Origin of the sequence: uncultured Maricaulis sp., from assembly GCF_963975345.1 — a bacterium.
Classification (GTDB): domain Bacteria; phylum Pseudomonadota; class Alphaproteobacteria; order Caulobacterales; family Maricaulaceae; genus Maricaulis.
This window is the reverse complement of sequence record NZ_CAXBGE010000003.1, coordinates 296,884-315,775: the sequence shown is the minus strand read 5'-3', so window position 1 is coordinate 315,775 and position 18,892 is coordinate 296,884. Positions and strand designations below refer to the sequence as shown.

Annotated in this window: 20 protein-coding genes; 11 read left to right on the top strand and 9 right to left on the bottom strand. The window is 60.3% G+C overall.

Going from position 1 to position 18,892, the window contains the following annotated elements; translation table 11 throughout:
* Window positions 1-42: 42 nt before the first annotated feature.
* The 4 genes from rimP to infB all read left to right on the top strand — a co-directional run bounded on the left by rimP (window position 43) and on the right by infB (window position 5,693).
* A complete protein-coding gene (gene rimP / locus AAC029_RS04835; protein ID WP_339744525.1) occupies window positions 43-576 on the top strand; it encodes a ribosome maturation factor RimP in 534 nt (177 codons plus the stop codon).
* 31 nt (window positions 577-607) lie between these two features.
* The gene (gene nusA, locus AAC029_RS04830) at window positions 608-2,323 is read left to right on the top strand and encodes a transcription termination factor NusA (RefSeq protein ID WP_339744523.1); all 1,716 of its coding nucleotides are present in this window, start codon (window positions 608-610) and stop codon (window positions 2,321-2,323) included.
* Window positions 2,292-2,924: an RNA-binding protein gene (locus tag AAC029_RS04825; RefSeq protein WP_339744586.1), complete on the top strand. Its 633-nt coding sequence runs from the start codon at window positions 2,292-2,294 to the stop codon at window positions 2,922-2,924. The genes nusA and AAC029_RS04825 overlap by 32 nt, the downstream gene beginning before the upstream one ends.
* A gap of 159 nt (window positions 2,925-3,083) precedes the next feature.
* On the top strand, window positions 3,084-5,693 hold the full coding sequence (infB, locus tag AAC029_RS04820) for a translation initiation factor IF-2 (protein ID WP_339744521.1): 2,610 nt from the start codon (window positions 3,084-3,086) through the stop codon (window positions 5,691-5,693).
* 81 nt (window positions 5,694-5,774) lie between these two features.
* Here the strand turns inward: infB and AAC029_RS04815 are convergent, their stop codons facing one another.
* The 3 genes from AAC029_RS04815 to AAC029_RS04805 form a co-directional block, all read right to left on the bottom strand.
* Window positions 5,775-6,269, bottom strand: coding sequence for a nuclear transport factor 2 family protein (locus AAC029_RS04815; protein ID WP_339744519.1), 495 nt, complete (start codon window positions 6,267-6,269; stop codon window positions 5,775-5,777).
* 44 nt (window positions 6,270-6,313) lie between these two features.
* Window positions 6,314-6,796, bottom strand: coding sequence for a nuclear transport factor 2 family protein (locus AAC029_RS04810; RefSeq protein WP_339744517.1), 483 nt, complete (start codon window positions 6,794-6,796; stop codon window positions 6,314-6,316).
* 107 nt (window positions 6,797-6,903) lie between these two features.
* Window positions 6,904-7,083, bottom strand: coding sequence for a hypothetical protein (locus AAC029_RS04805; RefSeq protein WP_339744515.1), 180 nt, complete (start codon window positions 7,081-7,083; stop codon window positions 6,904-6,906).
* Between AAC029_RS04805 and rbfA the strand changes: the two genes are divergently transcribed.
* The 4 genes from rbfA (at window position 7,082) to pnp (ending at window position 10,988) form a co-directional block, all read left to right on the top strand.
* Entirely contained in the window at window positions 7,082-7,501 is a 420-nt protein-coding gene (gene rbfA / locus AAC029_RS04800; protein ID WP_339744513.1) for a 30S ribosome-binding factor RbfA, read from the top strand. The two genes, AAC029_RS04805 and rbfA, sit on opposite strands and share 2 nt — an antisense overlap.
* Before the next feature lie 74 nt (window positions 7,502-7,575).
* Window positions 7,576-8,532 (top strand): tRNA pseudouridine(55) synthase TruB, encoded by a 957-nt coding sequence (truB, locus tag AAC029_RS04795; protein WP_339744511.1) that lies wholly within the window; start codon window positions 7,576-7,578, stop codon window positions 8,530-8,532.
* A 27-nt stretch (window positions 8,533-8,559) separates the two neighbouring features.
* Window positions 8,560-8,829, top strand: a complete 270-nt coding sequence (rpsO, locus tag AAC029_RS04790) for a 30S ribosomal protein S15 (RefSeq protein ID WP_339744509.1) — start codon at window positions 8,560-8,562, stop codon at window positions 8,827-8,829.
* 29 nt (window positions 8,830-8,858) lie between these two features.
* Entirely contained in the window at window positions 8,859-10,988 is a 2,130-nt protein-coding gene (pnp, locus tag AAC029_RS04785; protein ID WP_339744507.1) for a polyribonucleotide nucleotidyltransferase, read from the top strand.
* Window positions 10,989-11,053: 65 nt separating this feature from the next.
* Here pnp and AAC029_RS04780 read toward each other — a convergent pair whose 3' ends face one another.
* Complete coding sequence (locus AAC029_RS04780) at window positions 11,054-11,920, bottom strand: LytTR family DNA-binding domain-containing protein (RefSeq protein ID WP_339744505.1); 867 nt, start codon at window positions 11,918-11,920, stop codon at window positions 11,054-11,056.
* Window positions 11,921-12,101: 181 nt separating this feature from the next.
* On the opposite strand from AAC029_RS04780, the gene AAC029_RS04775 reads away from it, so the two are divergent.
* On the top strand, window positions 12,102-13,301 hold the full coding sequence (locus AAC029_RS04775; RefSeq protein WP_339744503.1) for an acyltransferase family protein: 1,200 nt from the start codon (window positions 12,102-12,104) through the stop codon (window positions 13,299-13,301).
* Here AAC029_RS04775 and AAC029_RS04770 read toward each other — a convergent pair.
* The 5 genes from AAC029_RS04770 to AAC029_RS04750 form a co-directional block, all read right to left on the bottom strand.
* Window positions 13,291-14,163, bottom strand: coding sequence for an HNH endonuclease (locus AAC029_RS04770; protein ID WP_339744501.1), 873 nt, complete (start codon window positions 14,161-14,163; stop codon window positions 13,291-13,293). The two genes, AAC029_RS04775 and AAC029_RS04770, sit on opposite strands and share 11 nt — an antisense overlap.
* Window positions 14,164-14,284: 121 nt before the next feature.
* On the bottom strand, window positions 14,285-15,103 hold the full coding sequence (locus AAC029_RS04765) for an enoyl-ACP reductase (protein WP_339744499.1): 819 nt from the start codon (window positions 15,101-15,103) through the stop codon (window positions 14,285-14,287).
* 38 nt (window positions 15,104-15,141) lie between these two features.
* Complete coding sequence (gene fabB, locus AAC029_RS04760) at window positions 15,142-16,356, bottom strand: beta-ketoacyl-ACP synthase I (protein ID WP_339744497.1); 1,215 nt, start codon at window positions 16,354-16,356, stop codon at window positions 15,142-15,144.
* 14 nt (window positions 16,357-16,370) lie between these two features.
* Window positions 16,371-16,895 (bottom strand): bifunctional 3-hydroxydecanoyl-ACP dehydratase/trans-2-decenoyl-ACP isomerase, encoded by a 525-nt coding sequence (fabA, locus tag AAC029_RS04755; RefSeq protein WP_339744495.1) that lies wholly within the window; start codon window positions 16,893-16,895, stop codon window positions 16,371-16,373.
* A gap of 93 nt (window positions 16,896-16,988) precedes the next feature.
* Window positions 16,989-17,549, bottom strand: coding sequence for an SH3 domain-containing protein (locus AAC029_RS04750; RefSeq protein ID WP_339744492.1), 561 nt, complete (start codon window positions 17,547-17,549; stop codon window positions 16,989-16,991).
* A gap of 80 nt (window positions 17,550-17,629) precedes the next feature.
* On the opposite strand from AAC029_RS04750, the gene AAC029_RS04745 reads away from it, so the two are divergent.
* Window positions 17,630-17,878, top strand: coding sequence for a hypothetical protein (locus AAC029_RS04745; RefSeq protein WP_339744490.1), 249 nt, complete (start codon window positions 17,630-17,632; stop codon window positions 17,876-17,878).
* 30 nt (window positions 17,879-17,908) lie between these two features.
* A complete protein-coding gene (locus AAC029_RS04740; RefSeq protein WP_339744488.1) occupies window positions 17,909-18,829 on the top strand; it encodes an MBL fold metallo-hydrolase in 921 nt (306 codons plus the stop codon).
* The last annotated feature ends 63 nt before the right edge of the window (window positions 18,830-18,892 follow it).

Sequence of the window (18,892 nt, the reverse complement as noted above, 5' to 3'; positions counted from 1 at the left end):
ACGGCGGCCGCTCTTTTTGTTACTGCTCACGGAGCCGCCGGCTTGAAGACGAAGACACCACAGGATATCCGCATCCTTAATCTGGCAGAGCCGGTAGCCGCCGAGCTCGGGCTGGAAATCGTGCGCGTGCGGGTCCTGTCCGGAAAGCGCGCCCGTTTGCAGATCATGGCCGACCGGGCCGATGGCGCCATTGGCGTCGAGGATTGCGCGCGCCTGTCGCGCGGCATTTCCGGCGCGCTTGAGACCGAGGATCCGATTTCCGGAGAATTCGATCTTGAGGTATCATCACCGGGTATCGACAGGCCGCTGACCACCCTGCCGCATTTCGAGCGCTGGGAAGGTAATGAGGTCAAGATTGAGCTGGACCGCCTGGCCGAAGGCCGCAAGCGCTTCAGGGGAATTCTCGCCGGCGTCGAGGCGGGCAATGTTTTGCTCGATATTGACGGCGAAGAGGACACAACACTGATCCCGTTTGACTGGATCAATGATGCCAAACTGGTTTTGACGGACGCCTTGATTGAGGCGAATTTGAAAGCGCGCGCCGAGGCGCCCGCGACGACCGAAGGAGACGAATGATGTCGCAGTCCATCGTAACGGGGAACTTCCGATGAGCATTGGTGTCAGCGCCAACAGGCTTGAATTGCTGCAGATCGCGCGTGCCGTTGCGGCCGAGAAGTCGATCAGCGAATCGATCGTGATCGAAGCGATTGAAGAAGCGATTCAAAAAGCTGCGAAGTCTCGCTACGGCGCCGAAAATGATATTCGCGCCAAGATCGACACCAAGACCGGTGAATTGTCGCTGACCCGATGCATGACGGTCGCCGAAGAAGTCGAGAATGACAGCCAGGAAATTTCCCTCGCCGAAGCTCGCAAGATCGACAAAACCGCCGAAATCGGAACGGTCTTCTCCGACGAGCTGCCGCCGATCGAATTTGGCCGGGTCGCCTCGCAGACCGCCAAACAGGTGATCACGCAAAAAGTGCGCGAAGCCGAGCGGGCGCGCCAGTTCGACGAATACAAGGACCGTATCGGCGAAGTCATCAATGGCATCGTCAAGCGTGTCGAGTATGGCAATGTGATCATGGATCTCGGCCGCGCCGAGGGCATTATCCGCCGCGCCGACGGCATCCCGCGCGAAAATCTGCAGACCAATGAGCGCGTGCGCGCCTATATCTATGATGTTCGCCCCGAAGTCCGTGGCCCGCAGATTTTCCTGTCGCGTGCCCACCCCGATTTCATGGCCGCCCTGTTCTCGCAGGAAGTGCCTGAAGTCTATGAAGGCATTATCGAGATTTCCGCCGTTGCCCGCGATCCGGGTAGCCGTGCCAAGATTGCGGTAATTTCCAACGACGCCTCGATCGATCCGGTCGGTGCTTGTGTCGGTATGCGCGGTTCGCGCGTTCAGGCGGTGGTTTCCGAACTGGCTGGCGAGAAGATCGACATCATCCCGTGGTCCGACGATCCGGCGACGTTTATCGTCAATGCGCTGCAGCCGGCCGAAGTATCGAAGGTCGTCCTCGATGACGAAGACCGTCGCATCGAAGTCGTGGTGCCCGACGAGCAGCTTTCGCTCGCCATCGGCCGTCGTGGTCAGAATGTACGCTTGGCCTCGCAGCTGACCGGTTGGTCGATCGATATCCTCACCGAAGAGGAAGAATCCGAACGCCGCCAACGCGAATTCGCGGAGCGGACCGCCCTGTTCACCGGTGCACTCGATGTCGATGAAGTCATCGCGCAATTGTTGGCGACCGAAGGCTTCACCGATGTGGCCGAGATCGCCTATGTCGGGCTTGGCGAGATTGCCGCGATTGAAGGCTTTGACGATGACACGGCTGAAGAGATCCAGGCACGTGCCCGCGATTATCTTGACCGCATCGCCGGCGAGCAGGACGTCAAGCGCAAGGAACTCGGTGTCGAGGATGCTCTGCTTGAGGTCGACGGTATCGAACTTCCGATGACCGTCGCGCTCGGCGAAAATGACATCAAAACGGTCGAAGATCTTGCCGGTCTGGTGACCGATGATCTGCGCGGCTGGTTTGAAACCGTGAATGGCGAGCGCGTTCGTCAGCCGGGCGTTCTTGAGGCTTTCGAGCTTTCCGCAGAAGACGCCGAAATGCTGATCATGCGCGCCCGTGTTATTGCCGGCTGGATTTCCGAGGAAGACATGCCGGTGCGCGAAGTTGTGGAAGTCGAGGATGAAGATCCTGACGCCCACGTCTTTGATGTTGAAGACATGAATCTGGAAGAGCTCGAAGCCGAAGCTGCGGCCTTGGGTCTTGATCTTGACGCGGCTGCGTCGGACGAGGAGGAGAAGGCTGACTAATCCAAAGGCAGCAACAGCGGCGAGCCGGGAAAAGCGGTGCATCGCCTCCGGTGAGGTCAGGGACGAGGCGCAACTTATACGCCTGGTGATTGGCCCGGGAGACGAAGTGTTTCCCGATATCGCCGCCAAATTGCCAGGTCGTGGCATCTGGGTCAGTGCCGATCGCGATGCGGTCGAGAAGGCTGCCAAGAAGGGCCTGTTCAACCGGTCCGCCGGTCGGGCAGTCAAAGTTCCGGACGGGCTGGCTGATCTGATTGAGGCACAACTGGAAGCGCGCGCGCTCAGCCTGCTGGGTCTGGCGCGACGAGCTGGCGAAGTGGCCCTTGGGTTTGACGCCGCCCGCATTGCCTTGAAGGCCGGGCGACCGGCCTGGAGGATTGAGGCGCTGGACGGCGCCGAGGACGGACGCACGAAGCTCGACCGGTTGGCCCAGGCCGCCTGGGGCGAGATTCCAGTTGCCAGCGGCTTTACTGCCGAGCAATTGGGAGAGGCGCTGGGACGCGGCTCGGTCGTGCATGGAGTATTGACCGGTGGGGCGCAGGCGCGCGCCTTCGGAGTGACAATGGGGAAGCTTCAGGGCTTCCGGCCGCCGGCTTCCTGACGCGGGAGCTGCGGCGCAGGCCGCAACAGCGGTTGAATACGGGGTGGAGGTCGCTAGGTTAGCGATCCTTCATGCCGGACCAGGTATGAACAGCGCGGATTTCCGGCACTCGGCTACCGGAAAAGCCCGTCAAACGATAGCCGAACTTGGAAGGCTCGCATGAGCGACGCAGACGACAATAATTCCTCCGGCCGCCGGCCGCTCTCTCTGAAACGACCCGGTGCGGGCACCGTGCAGCAAAGTTTTGCGCGCGGACGTTCGAAGGCCGTGGTGGTTGAGAAGAAGCGAAAACGTGTGGTTACGCCTGGCAAGGACTCGGGTCCAGCCGGTGGGAGGGGCCCTGGTGGCGGCAGCGCCAACAAGGGTGAGTCCGCGCTTGCCGCGAAAGCCAGGCAGCTGGGTCTGTCCGAAGAAGAGCTCGTTTCACGCCAGCGGGCGGTTGCACGCGCCCGGGCTGAATCGGCTGACCGTGACGCCAAAAAGAAGCAGGAAGAGACCGAACGCGCCGCACGCGCTGATGCCGAACGTGAAAACCTCGATCAGCTGAAGGCCCGCGAAGCCGATCAGATCAAGGAAGCGCAGCGTGATGCTGAAGCGGAAGCTGAGGCGCGCCGCCTGGCTGAAGCCGATGCTTCCCGCGATGCCGATGACGGCCCGAAAAAGGGCGATGGTGAAGTCCGTCGCAAGCCGGCACCCGAAAAGCGTCCACAGCGCGAGATGGACGGGGCCGATCTGCCTGATCCGGCCGCGACGCTCGACGCTATGGGTGGACGTGTCAAACGCAAGGGGCCACCGGTCAGTGCAGGTCCGGTCAAGCCGGGGCAGCAACAAACGCCGGCCCGCGCCAAGGCTGATAGCCGCCGCCGCGGCAAGCTGACGATCCAGAACATCCTCGAGGGTGATGAGGACCGTCAACGTTCACTCGCTTCGGTCCGCCGTGCCCGCGAGCGTGAAAAACAGCGCCGCAGTGACGGTGGGGCAGCGCGCGAGAAAATTTCCCGCGAAGTTATCGTTCCGGAATCGATCACCGTTGCCGATCTGGCTAACCGGATGGCCGAACGCTCGATGGACGTCATCAAATATCTGATGAAACAGGGCCAGATGGTCCGTATGGACGACGTGTTGGAAGCCGATGACGCCGAGCTGATCGTCGAAGATTTCGGTCACACGGTGAAGCGGGTCTCTGAATCTGATGTCGAAACCGGCTTTATCGCCATCGACGATCCGGAAGAGAGCAAGGTCAAGCGCGCACCAGTCGTGGCGATCATGGGTCATGTCGATCACGGCAAGACCTCGCTGCTCGACGCCCTGCGTTCAACCGATGTCGTTGCTGGCGAAGCCGGTGGCATCACCCAGCATATCGGCGCCTACCAGGTGCAGTTGAAGTCGGGCGACAAGATCACCTTCCTCGACACGCCAGGCCATGCGGCCTTCTCGGCAATGCGTTCGCGCGGCGCCGAAGCGACCGATATCGTGATTATCGTGGTCGCAGCCGACGATTCCGTGAAGCCGCAGACCATCGAGGCGATCAAATTCGCCAAGGCGGCTGGCACTCCGATCATCGTCGCGGTCAACAAGATCGACAAGCACGAAGCCGATCCGCAAAAAGTCATCACTGACCTGCTGCAGCAGGACATCGTCGTTGAGGCCATGTCTGGCGACGTTCAGTCCGTCAATATCTCCGCCAAGAAGCGGACCGGTCTTGATGAGCTGACGGATGCCATTTTGCTCCAGGCCGAATTGCTCGACCTGAAGGCCCGTCCGGACCGCGATGCCGAAGGCGTGGTGATCGAAAGCAAGATCGACAAGGGTCGCGGTTCTGTCGCAACCGTTCTGGTTCGTCGCGGTACGCTGAAACGCGGTGACCTTCTGGTTGCCGGCGGCCAGTGGGGCCGTGTGCGCGCCCTGACCAATGAGCGTGGCCAAACCCTGTCCGAAGCCGGTCCGTCGGTTCCGGTCGAAGTGTTGGGCCTTGATGGGGCTCCCGATCCGGGCGAAGTGTTTGCCGTGGTCGAGAATGAAAGCCGGGCTCGCGAGATCGCGATGTACCGTCAGCGCAAGACCCGCTCTGAGTCGGGGAGCCAGAATGTTGGCTTGGGCACTTCGCTCGAGCTGATGATGGCGCGTCTGCAGGAAAACCAGACCAAGGAAATGCCGCTGCTGATCAAGGCCGATGTCCAGGGTTCAGCCGAGGCCATCAAGCAGTCGCTCCAGCGGCTTGGCAATGATGAAGTCCAAGCGAAAATCGTGCTCGCGGCGCCAGGCGGCGTCAATGAGGGCGACGTCTTGCTGGCCAAATCATCGGGCTCGCCGATCTTCGCGTTCAACGTCCGCGCCAACAAACAGGCTCGCGACCTTGCCGAGCGTGAAAAAGTCGAAATCCGCTATTACTCGGTGATCTATGATGTCATCGATGATGTGCGCAATACGATGGAGGGCATGCTGGCCCCGGAGAAGCGCGAAAACTTCATCGGTTACGCCGACATTCTGGAGGTCTTCAACATCACCCGCTTTGGCAAGGCTGCCGGTTGCCGTGTGACCGAAGGCGTCGTCAAGCGTGGCTGTGGTGTTCGCCTGCTGCGCAACGACACCGTCGTGCACGAAGGTCATCTGTCGACCCTGAAACGCTTCAAGGAAGAAGTGAAGGAAGTGAAAGCCGGCACCGAGTGCGGCATGGGCTTCATCGAGTATCAGGAGATCCAGAAGGGCGACAAGATCGAGTGCTTCGAGATCATCGAAGTGCCACGCAAGCTTGAGAGCAACGGCTAGTTTGCGGCGCATCATCGTCAATCATAAAAAAGGGCGGCTCCATCGGGGCCGCCCTTTTTCCTGTCTGCTCGGTTGGTGCCGCTATTGTGCGGCCACCATGCTCTGTTCGGGGCTCACGTAGTTGGCAAAATCGCGATGCTCGACGACTTTCCCGTCCCGGACGGTGATGACGGAAACCTGCGGGCTGCGCCAACTGAAGAGCTGGCCCTCAGCCTGGGTGGGAAAGAGCGCATTGACCTCGCCCATGAAGACGACCTGGCCATTGCTCTCGAATACCGTATCCCACTGGAAGCCCAGCGTGATCGGGTGAGAGCCTTCGCTGAAGGCCTGTAGCGAAGCGCGGCGTTCGGCAATGCCTTCATCGCGATAACCCTCGGCGGGCACGCCTTCGCCCATTCCGGTTTCGTCGGTGAAGACAATATTTTCATCGCTCAGGGCGAGCATCCCGTCCCAATCGATATTGGAATAGGCTTCCATGTACTCGCGGGCGACGCGTTCAGCGTCTGACATGTCCTGTGCGTTGGCGGCGGTCGCCAGGCAAAGTGTCGCGATGATCGCAGTGAGAGTAGCTTTCATGGTGAGTTCCTTGAATTGGGTTAGAAGATCGCAGGCGCGACCGGCTAGTTGTCGTTCGCAGTAGCTTCGGGGGTGATCTCTCGGCTATTGGCGTAGTCGGTGTAGTCGCGGTGCTCGACCACGAGCCCGTTGCTGACAGTGATAATTGTCACGATCGGGTAAGTGAAGATGCGAGGCCCCGAAGGCGTCGCGTAGATAACATCGGCATTGCCATCGAAAACCACGGCGCCGGAGGCGGTGTAGCTACGGTCGAGATGGTATTCCAGACCGGATATCCCCCAGCTCGCAATCCCGTCGATGATCGTATCGGGGCCTTGCCAGTCAATCGGCGGCATTTGCGGGAGATGGAAGGATGTTGGATCCACGAAATTGGCGTCCGTGGCATAGAGGGCGCGCATCGTGTCATAGTCCTGATTCTCGTAAGCAGTCAGATAGGCTTCAGCGACAGCGCGGTCGCTATCGGCATCAGCCATCACCGCTGAGGTAAGGCCAAGTGCCGCCATGGCGGCGAATGTAAGCTTGATCATAAGTCTACCCCGTTTTGTCCATTCGGCCCCCCAGCCGGACATTCGGCGGTCGATTGGCGGATATCATGACCCTCGATGCGCGAATAATTCTGTTTTACCCGGACGGGTCACGTCTGCCAGTAACATCTGTCGGGTGACGGATCACGAAGGCGCGTGAATTGTGAAACTTCGGCAATCCCGCAGCTGGCGCGCGCGACTTGCATCAAGGCACTAACCAGCGTAAACCCGCGCGCCTTGCGGTGCAGCGATTTGACCTCTGCGCCGCCGACCTCGGAGAGGCGCGTCATGGCCCGTAAACCAACCCGCGAACCGAAATCGGCGACCCAGCGCCAGCTGCGTGCGGGCGAGATCATTCGCCACGCGCTCGTGACGCTGCTGGCGCGTGGTGATCTGCGCGACCCCGAGCTCGAAAAAGCCTTGATCACGGTCAGTGAAGTGCGGATGAGTTCCGATCTGCGCGTGGCGAAAGTCTATGTCGCGCCGCTCGGCCCAGGCGAGCCCGCCGCTCTGGCGAAGGCGCTCAATCGCGGCGCGAGCTTTCTGCGCGGCCGTCTGGGCCGCGAGATCGAGCTGAAATTTACGCCGGAACTGCATTTCCACGCCGATAACAGCTTTGAAACGGCCAGCCATGTCGATCAATTGCTGGCGCGGCCGCAAGTGCTGCGCGATCTCCACGCGGATGATGCGGACGACAGCAAGGCATAGCCGCTGCTGCCTGCCCAGTTTGGTGTTAACGCAGAATCAAGCGCCCGCCCCCCAACCGGCATTGAGAGACAAATATGGCTCGCAAAAACAAGGGTCAGGACATCCATGGCTGGGTGATCCTCGACAAGCCCTTCGACATGACGTCGACCCAGGCCGTGTCGGTGGTCCGTCGCCTGTTTGACGCCAACAAGGCCGGTCATGCCGGCACGCTCGATCCGCTCGCAACCGGAATTTTGCCGATTGCGCTGGGGGAGGCGACCAAGACGGTCCCCTTCGCGATGGAGGGGGCGAAGGTCTACCGCTTCACCGTCCGCTGGGGCGAGCGCACCGACACACTCGATGCGGAGGGCAAGGTGATCGCGACCTCCGATGTGCGGCCGGCCCGCGCGGCCATTGAGGCTGTGTTGCCGGGCTTTACGGGTGAAATTGAGCAAATCCCGCCGATCTATTCGGCGATCCGGGTCAATGGGGAGCGGGCCTATGATCTGGCGCGTGACGGCGAAGAGGTGGAGCTGGATGCGCGCACGATCCGGATTGATGCACTTGGGCTGGTCGACTGTCCCGACGCCGATCATGCCGTGTTTGAAATGCGCTGCGGCAAAGGCTCCTATGTCCGTGCCATGGCGCGAGATCTCGCCCATGCTCTTGACACGGAGGGCCATGTTGTCGCCTTGAGGCGGCTGGTGGTCGGGTGCTTCGTTGAGGCAGAATCCACAACGCTGGACGGATTGCGAGAAATGGCTCATAAGGGCGCCGCTTCGGAAGCTCTGCTCCCGGTACAGACCGCGCTGGACGACATCCCGGCGCTGGCCATCACCGGCGAGGAGGCATCCAATCTGAAGCTAGGACGGTCGATCGTCCTGCTCCCGCGTCAAGCGCAAGAGCTGAAAGCCCTTCGGCGCCCCCTTACAATAGCGGGCAAGGATTGTTCTTTCATGGCTCTGGCGACCCTGGACGGGCAAGCAGTGGCACTCGGCGAGGCGCGGGCCGGAAAATTCCAGCCCGTGCGTGTTTTCAACTTGCCCCAGTAAGGGGTCGACAGAGTTTAGGAGAACCCGATGTCGATTACGCAAGAGCGCAAATCCGCGCTCATCACAGAGCATGCCCGTGGTACTGCCGATACCGGCTCACCGGAGGTCCAAGTGGCCATCCTGACTGAGCGGATCGCAAACCTCACAGAGCATTTCAAGACCCATAAGAAGGACAACCATTCGCGTCGCGGCCTTCTGAAAATGGTCTCCCAGCGCCGCCGTCTTCTCGATTATGTGAAGAATAAAGACGATGCCCGTTACCGGGCTATTATCGAGAAGCTTGGCTTGCGCCGCTGATCCGCGACCGCCTCCGTACGAAAGACGATATGTTCGATATTCAAAAAGAAACGATCGAGTGGGAGGGCCGCCCTCTCACTTTCGAAACCGGGCGTGTAGCCCGTCAAGCCAATGGCTCGGTCATGGTGACCTATGGCGAGACGTCTGTTCTCGCCACCGCCGTTGGTGTCAAGACCGTCAAGGAAGGGGCCGACTTCTTCCCTCTCACGGTCAATTATCAGGAAAAAACCTTTGCCGCCGGCAAGATCCCAGGTGGGTTCTTCAAGCGTGAAGGCCGGCCGTCGGAAAAAGAGACGCTCACCTCGCGCCTCATCGACCGTCCGATCCGTCCGCTTTTCCCCAAGGGCTTCAAGAACGAAGTCCAGGTGATGCTGACCGTGCTCTCGCACGACATGGAAAACGATCCTGACATTGTTGGCCTGATCGGCGCTTCTGCCGCTCTGGTCCTGTCGGGTCTGCCCTTCATGGGTCCGATTGGCGCGGCTCGCGTCGGTTATTTCGATGGCGAATACGTCATCAATCCACCTGTCTATGACATGGTCGACAGCGCCCTTGACCTTGTGGTCGCGGGTACCGGCGATGCCGTCATGATGGTTGAATCGGAAGCGAAAGAGCTTTCCGAGGAGATCATGCTTGGCGCCGTCATGGCCGGTCATGCCGCTTTCCAGCCGGTGATCGATGCGATCATCCGTCTTGCTGAAAAAGCCGCGAAAGAGCCTTGGGATTACGAGCCGGAAGATCATTCCGCCGACGAAGCCAAGGTTCGCAAGCTGATCGGTGATGAGCTCGCTGCCGCTTACACCAATGTCGACAAGACCGCGCGTTATGCGGCCGTTGGCGTTGCCAAGGCGAAAGCTGTCTCAGCTCTGGCCCGGTCCGAAGAAAACCCTGACGGCTTGGCCGGCACGGTTCTCAAGGACGTGATGAAGGCCGTTGAAGCTTCCATCGTTCGTGGCGGTATCATCAAGACCGGCAAGCGTATCGATGGCCGCGCCCTCGACACGGTCCGTCCGATTGTGTCCGAGGCAGGCATTCTGCCCCGCACCCACGGTTCGGCCCTGTTCACCCGCGGTGAAACCCAGGCTCTTGTCGTTGCCACGCTTGGCACCGGCGAAGATGAGCAATTCGTCGACGATCTGACGGGCACCTATAAGGAGCGCTTCATGCTCCATTATAATTTCCCGCCTTACTCGGTCGGCGAAACCTCGTTCCGCCTGGCTCCAGGCCGTCGCGAAATCGGTCATGGCAAGCTTGCCTGGCGCGCTGTTCGTGCAGTTCTGCCATCGCATGTCGACTTTCCTTACACGATCCGTCTCGTGTCCGAGATCACCGAGTCCAATGGTTCGTCTTCGATGGCGACCGTTTGCGGTGCATCCCTGGCGATGATGGATGCCGGTGTGCCTCTGACGCGTCCGGTTTCGGGTATTGCCATGGGCCTGATCAAGGATCCTGAAGGCATTGCCGTGTTGTCCGACATTCTGGGTGATGAAGATCACCTCGGCGATATGGACTTCAAGGTTGCCGGTACATCTGCAGGCATCACATCGCTTCAGATGGACATCAAAATCGCCGGTATCGACGAGAAAATCATGCACACAGCCCTCGCCCAGGCGAAGGGTGGCCGTCTGCATATTCTCGACGAAATGGCCAAGGCTCTCGACACTTCGCGGTCCGAGCTCGGCGAATTTGCGCCGCGTATCGAAACCATCACCATCCCGACCGACAAAATCCGTGACGTTATCGGAACCGGCGGCAAGGTGATCCGTGAGATCGTTGAAAAAACCGGCGCCAAGGTCGACGTCAATGATGAAGGCGTGATCAAGGTCTCGTCTTCGGATGCGGCTTCGATCAAGGCTGCGCTCGACTGGATCATCGGCCTCACGGCTGAGCCTGAAGCTGGCAAGATCTACAAGGGCAAAGTCGTCAAGGTGATGGATTTTGGTGCCTTCGTGAATTTCTTCGGCCCGAAAGACGGCCTGGTCCACGTGTCTCAGCTTCGTGCCGAGCGTGTGAACCATCCGTCCGACCTGCTGAAGGAAGGCGATGAAGTCTACGTCAAGCTCTTGGGCTTTGACGATCGCGGAAAGGTCCGCCTGTCGATGAAAGTCGTCGACCAGGAAACCGGCCTCGAATTCGCGACGGATGCTGCAGAGGCGTAAGCTCCTTCGCACCTGACGAATGAGACCTGAATGAAGAGCCCGCCGGAGCAATCCGGCGGGTTTTTCTATGCCGCTTCCAGCCGCTCACGATAGCGACGGCTGCCGGGGACGCTCTGGCCGTCGGCGAGCGTCAGGGTGACATCGCCCTCGCCGGTCGGAACAATCTGCGTCAGACAGGCGTGGTTGATTAGCCAGGAGCGATGTACGCGGCGCGCATCGATACCAGCCTCGACAAGCAGTTTCTCGAGATCCGTCAGCGTCATGCGTGCCAGATGCAAGTCGGTTCCGAAGCGGGCCTCAACATAATTCCCGGCGGCCTGGGCGCTGGTGAACTCCCCGGCCGGCAGGCGCATGACGCGGCCGCCACAGCGCAGGGTGATGCGGTGACTGGTGCGGGCGTCGCTGCGCGCGGCAGCGGCCTCAAGCCTGAGCTGTTCGATGCCGAGCGAGGCGGCGAGGATCAGCTGAAAGCCGAGATAGGTCGCGGCTTGTTTGCGGAATTCATAGATAAACATCTCCAGCGCTGAGCCGTTATAGCTGTAGGCGTGGCCGTAAATCCCTTCCCAGATACCAAAGCGTAGCGTCATCATCAGATTGACCTGGATCAGGGCGTAGACCAGCACGCCGGCGCTATGGATCGCCAGATTGGCGCGCCAACGTCCCGGCTCCAGTGGAAAACGCTGGCCTAGCCAAAGGATTAGCGGCAGGCCAGCGAGGATGGCGAGGATTGCGGTGCCTTCCTGAACCCAGGGCAGGGAGGCCGGTTCGGAACCGTGATTCCACTCGATCTCATTGCCCAGGGAAAGCGCGTTGATGACGTAGACGACCAGCAGCGTGCCAATGCAGACGAGGGCCGCATTGCGGATGCCGACGCGTTCGGCCTTGCGTTCTATGGCATGCTCGCGATTGAGGGGGGAGGCGGGAGTGGTCATGGAGCAATCATGCACCGGCGCTGCGTGGAAAGGGAAGTCCTGTTCATCCCTGCTTGCCGCCGCTTGTCCCCGGGATGCAGTCACTCGTCACTGCGGTCCGGCATTGGACCCAATGCGCTGGCGGTTTGGATCGGGGTTGGTCATGAGGGTTTCGTGATTGTCTATCCCGGAGCCCGTCAAAATGACTTCTACCGCCTCGACCCCGACTGCCAGCACGCGCCGCTATGATCTTGATTGGTTGCGCATTATCGCTTTTGGCCTGTTGATTTTTTATCATATCGGCATGTTCTTCAACACCGAAGACTGGCACGCCAAGAGCACGCATATGAATGATGCGATGGAGCCCTTGATGTGGCTGTCGAGCCCGTGGCGGCTGCCTTTGCTGTTCTTCATCTCCGGTGTTGCGATCCGGTTTCTGTCGGACAAGCTGGGCGCTATCCGCTTTGCCGGTGACCGGTTCTGGCGGCTGTTTCCGGTCATTTTGTTCGGGATGTATGTGATTGTCGCGCCGCAAACCTGGGTGCAACTGCAGCGTTCGGGTGAGATCGGACCGGATTTCTGGACGTTTTATCAAGGCTATGCCTTCGTCTGGGACGGGCCGTGGTCGATCCAGACTCCGACCTGGAACCATCTCTGGTATGTCGCCTATCTCTTCGTCTACGCCATGCTGTTGGCACCGCTTATCCCGATGCTGCGCGGCGTCGCGGACAGTAAGGCGATGCGGGTTGTCGGGACGCTGTTTTCGCGGCCGGTTCTGGGCCCTATCCTGATGATAGCACTGCCGGTTTTGCCCTTTATGCTGATCCGCTTCACCCTCTCCAACCAATTTGAGACGACGCATAATCTGATCTGGGACTGGGCCAATCACGCCAATAGCTTTGCCATTCTCCTCTACGGATATTTCTTCGCCAAGAATGAGGCGCTTTGGGCTGCTGTTGACCGCGCATTACCCTGGTGCGCAGCTATCACTGGGTTATCGCTGGTCTATCTTTACATATGCTATTCTGACTGGAGCGCCGTTGAGCCGCATCCGGTCCTGCTATGGACGGCGCGGATCGACCGCATCGTTTTCGCTTGGACGATCATCCTGACGCTCCTCGGCCTCGCCCGACGCTTCCTCAATCGCGACAATGCCGCGCGCCGCTACCTCACCGAAGCCGTCTTCCCCTATTACATCCTGCACCAGACCATCATCGTGGTTTGGGGTTTCTTTATCGGCTCTCTGGGCTTTGGTGTCTGGACCGAGTTCTGGATCCTGATCGCGGTGACTGTGACCGGCTGTGGGCTCGGCTATGAGCTGGTGAAACGGGTGCCGCTGCTGCGGCCGGTCATGGGGCTGAAGTGGCGGCGGAGCGGGGGGCGCCTGCAAGTTAACCCTTAAAATATGTGTCCCGATGGTACTCAAGAAATGTCTTGTGCGGTCGTAGCCGTTCACTGTCGGGGACACGGACATATCCGCTCGGATCAAAGAGCCGCTCATATCCCTCAGGCAGGTATTTTACGGACTTCAAGAGTCGGTAGTCATTGTCTATCGCGATAAGACCGCGATCGAACATCCAATGAACGGTCCTTGAGAGCGCGAGGCCGTTTCGCACTGAATCTGGCCCATCGTCGGCGACAGGCCGGATGTGGGCGGCCTCCATTTCGGCGCGACCGCCACCATTGATCAGCTTGAGCCCGGTGATGGCGCATCTGGCATCGTATGTGGTTCGAATTATCCGCGCGAAGGCGGCGTCTCGAAAGCGTCGCGAGACGAGTTGTTCAATCATCGGGCGTCGGAAGACTGTGGGCGGATCAGAAAGTCCGGGACGCCCTTCATCGGGCTTTCGAAACAAATCCTCGGAGAAACCCGCATTGCAGATGGTTTCGAACTCGAGGTCCGGGATGCGCCGGACCGAATGGCCCATACCTCCAGCACTTACTGAGCCATCCTGCTTTTGCAAACTGGTTTCCCAGAAAGATTCCGAGCCAGCGCGAAGTGGGACGACATCGGTAAACGGTAGAAAATTATTGAGGTGTGCGAAGTAGTGGTCTCTCAGTGAGAGGTCTGGCTCGACCCGGGATATTTCTGCTACGGCCCAATAGGCAAGACGGCCCTGCGCCCGTCGCGGTTCGTAGAACAAGCAAAGGTCGCCAACTGCTTCTTGAGCGGCGCGAAGATATCGTTTCGGGAAGTGATAATGACTGCCGACAACATCTTTGTAGCCGCTGTCGGCGCGCTGAGTGAGGACGACTTTTCCCATGACGCCAGGCTAGCGACGCTCGCTCTACTGTAAAGTGATTTGATCGTGGCAACTTAACAAAAACCCCCGCCAAATCGCTTCGGCGGGGGTGTTTATGTCTGCAATCATTCAGCGGTGACGCTCAGTCATCGCCTTCCATGCTCGGCACGCCCACAGCGTGGAAGCCGGCATCGACGTGGAGTGTCTCTGCGGTGCAGGACAGGCCGAGATCGCTGAGCAGGTAGAGCGCGGCGCCGGCGACGCCTTCCATCCTGGTGTCTTCCTTCATCATCGACCATTCGCGGCCGGTACGCATCAGGGCCTTGCCGCCGGAAATGCCGGCCATGGCGAGGGTGCGCATCGGCCCGGCCGAGAGGGCGTTGACGCGGATACCGACGGGGCCGAGATCGCGGGCCATATAGCGCATCGAGGCTTCCAGAGCCGCCTTGGCGACGCCCATGACATTATAGGAGGGCACGACGCGTTCCGAGCCGAGATAGGTCAGGGTGATCATCGCGCCGCCATTGGGCATGATGTGCGAGGCGCGCTTGCCGGCATCGACGAAGGAGAAGGCGGAGATTTCCAGCGCCCGGCGCCAGCCTTCGCGAGTGGTGTTCTCGGTGAAGGAGCCGACCAGCTCGTCCTTGCCGGCGAAGGCGATGGCGTGGACGAGGAAATCAATCGTGCCCCACTTGTCTTCCAGCGCCTTGAAACAGGCATCCATCGAGGCTTCGTCGGTGACGTCGGCGGCGACCATGAAGGGCTCGCCGCCCAGGCTCTCGACCAGCGGCCGCACCCGGCGTTCCAATTCCTGTCCCTGATAGGAGAAGGCAATCTCGGCGCCTTGGGCGGATAATTGCTGCGCAATGCCCCAAGCGATCGAGTTCTTGTTGGCGACGCCCATGATCAGGCCGCGTTTGCCCTTCATCAGGCTCCCGGCCGGGAATTGGTTATCACTCATCATGTGTCTCCTCGCCTGCTATCACAGGGAAATGGGGATCAGACTTTCTGGAATACCACGGTGCCATTGGTGCCGCCAAAGCCGAAGGAATTCGACATGGCGGTCTGCAGATTGGCGTCGCGGGTTTCCGTGACGATGGGCAGATTGAGAGCCGCGATTTCCGGGTCCATCTCGAAAATATTGATCGAGGGAGCGACGAAACCGTTTTTCATCATCAACAGCGTATAGATCGCCTCGTGCACGCCGGCGGCGCCGAGCGAGTGGCCGGTCATGGACTTGGTACCAGAGATCATCGGTGCATTATCGCCAAAGACTTCCTTGACCGCGCCCATCTCCTTGATGTCGCCAACCGGGGTCGCCGTGGCGTGCGGGTTGAGATAATCGATTGGTTTGGTGACGGTTTCCATCGCCAGTTTCATCGAGCGCACAGCGCCCTCGCCGGACGGGGCGACCATGTCGAAACCGTCGGAGGTGGCGCCATAGCCGGTCACTTCGGCATAGATCGTCGCGCCGCGCTTCTTGGCGCGTTCATATTCTTCGAGCACGACCACACCGGCACCGCCGGCGCCGACAAAGCCGTCGCGATCCTTGTCGAAGGCGCGCGAGGCGAGTTCTGGCGTGTCATTGTATTTGGTCGACATCGCGCCCATCGCGTCGAACAGGTTGGAGAGGGCCCAGTGGATCTCCTCGCAACCGCCGGCGAACATGACGTCCTGCTTGCCCCACTGGATCTGCTCTGTGGCCGCGCCAATACAATGCAGCGAGGTCGTGCAGGCCGAGGTGATGGAATAGTTGAGGCCGAGAATCTTGAACGGTGTCGCCAGAGTAGCCGAAGCCGTCGAGCTCATCGCTTTGGGCACCGCGAACGGCCCAATGCGCTTGGGCCCCTTTTCACGGGTGATATCGGCAGCGGCGACAATCGTGCCGGCCGAGGGACCGCCGGATCCCATGATGATGCCGGTGCGGGTGTTGGACACGTCGGACTCCGGCAGGCCGGAATCTTCGATGGCTTGGGCCATGGCCATATAATTCCAGCCGGCGCCTTCCGACATGAAGCGGTAAATCCGCTTGTCGACATGCTCGGCCGGATCGACCGTTGGCTTGCCGCCAACCTGGCAGCGGAAATTATATTGCGCGAAGCTTTCCATGTGGCGGATGCCACTTTTGCCTTCGCGCAGGGATTGGGTGACGTCAGCGGCATTATTCCCGATGGGAGAAATTATGCCGAGACCGGTGATGACAACACGGCGCATCGCGAACTCCTGGATCAGTCTTCTTGAGCTTCAGTGGGCTGAAACAGGCCCACGCGCAGATCTTTGGCCGTATATATGACCTTGCCGTCTGCTTCGACATGGCCATCACCGATAGCCATGATCAGCCTGCGCTGAATCACCCGTTTCAGTTCGATCACATAGCGAACTTTTTTCGTTTCCGGCGTGATCTCACCGGTGAACTTCACTTCACCGACACCGAGGGCCCGGCCCTTGCCTGGATTGCCTTTCCAGCACAGGAAGAAGCCGACCAATTGCCACATCGCGTCGAGGCCGAGGCAGCCCGGCATCACCGGGTCGCCCTTGAAGTGGCAATCGAAAAACCAGAGGTCTGGATTGATGTCGAGTTCAGCCACAATATGGCCCTTGCCGTGTTCGCCGCCATCATCATTGATCTCGATGATGCGGTCCATCATCAGCATGGGCGGGGCAGGCAGGCGCGACCGGTCGGGACCCCACAGGCCCCCATTTCCGGCGGCGATCAGGTCTTCGTAGCTGAATGAGCTTTGGCGTTCCGTCATGTAACCGATCGGCTGCGCCGCAGGGGAAGCAGCACACGCTGCCGTCCACCGGGCTGGGAATAGGAACCCGGTCTTGCGTGACTACCGGGCGGATCAGGGCAGAGCGGTATCACGCGCAACCGGGCCGCTCAAGGCGGGGCTGCCGTCATTTTCGTCGGTTCGGGCGTCGCCGCGCTCATTGGCATAGACACCCCACAGGGCGTCGGCCCTTGCCCAGCCGCGATATCCCTGACCTTCCAGCCGGCACCAGCCGGTCCGGCAGCGTTCCAGGGCGAGAATCACGCCGGCCTCGGCGATGGCTTCAGCCGGGGCATCCTCGTCAGCACGGGCCCGCAGCGAGGTGTCGGCAGTCGTGATCACAGTGCGACGTCCGGACAGGATGGATCGGTGCATCCAGGTCACTTCGCCATCCGGGTCGCGGACGCGACGCCAATCGGGTGTTTCGGCGATAACTTCCATCGGCAGGCCGGCGCGGACATAGCGCCAGGCGACCGGATGCGCGCGGCTGGGACCGGAGCGGCCATTGGCGACGTCGAATTTCAGGCTGACAAAGCGCGGCACTTCCTGTCCAGAAGGCGTCGCTTGCTCAGCGTCCTGCGCCTGGAGCGGTGCGGCAAGGCAGATCAGGGCGAACAGGGCGGCGAGGCGGCGCATGGGATACTCCTTCACACTATCCCTGTGCCCGACACGGTGAATAGGGGGTAAAGATTCACGTAATCGAGGGGATGATGACCATGAAACGCTCACTCAGACCCGGCTCGGCGCTCGCGCTGGGCGTTGCCATCGGTACCGCTGTTGGGGTCGCGATGGATAATATCGCCATCGGTCTGGCGCTTGGGGTTAGCGTCGGCGCGGCGCTCGAATCACGTGCCTGGCGAGGCCGCCATCCGCCGTCCGACCCTGATGCCGGCAATGGCGATCCGGGTGCCGGGGGTGCAAACGGGAAAAAACCTCCTATATCCTCTGACGACAGGCCGGACTGACAGGCCGGCGAGTTATGAAAAGGGGATATCATGCGCTTTCGTCTTGCCATCACCACGGCCGCGGCCTTGCTGGCCTTCAACACTGTGCCCGCCCAAGCGGCAACGGTTCTCACCCAGGAGGAACAGCCTGACGTCAGTGTTGCTTCCACCGATCTGGGCGATGGCATCTTCATGTTGTCGACGGACATGGCCGGCAATCTGGGCCTCTTGAACGGCCCGGACGGCGTTGTTCTGATCGATGATCAGCTTCCCAATACCGGTGCGTTGATCGAAGGCGCCATTGTCGAGATTTCGGGCGGCGAGTTGCCGCGCTTTATCGTCAATACCCACTGGCACGGCGACCATACTGGCGGAAATTCCCACTTCGCCGCCGAGGGCAGCATTATCGCGGCACAGACCAATGTCCGCGCCCGGCTTGAGGCCGCGGATGCCGAATGGGCCAATGCGCCCGGCACTCTGCCAATCCTGACCTTCGGCCAGGATCTGACCTTCCACATGAATGGTCAGACAGTCGAGATCAGCCACATCCCGGCGGCCCATACCGATGGCGATGCCATCGTCTATTTCCGTGAAGCCAATGTGTTGCACATGGGCGATGTCTTCTTCTCTGGCCGCTTCCCCTTCATCGATCTGTCGGCGGGCGGTTCGGTCGATGGCTATATCGCCGGCATGGAGCGCGGACTGGCCATCGCCAATGACGAGACCCAGATCATTCCGGGCCATGGCCCACTGTCAACGCGCCTCGAATTGCAGGCCTCGCTCGACATGTTGCGCGAAGCGGCCTTCCGCGTTCGCACCCTGGTTGAGGGCGGCGCCGATCTGGACGCTGTGCGCGCTGCAGCGCCGCTGGCCGATTTCCACGATGACTGGAATTGGGGTTTCATCACCACGGATCGCATGATGCAGACGCTGTATAATGACGCCGTTGGCAATGCGGTTTCCTACGAATAATCAAGCAGGGCGACGCGTTGGGGCGGGGATTCTGACCAAGAATTAAACCCGCCCCCAGCTTGC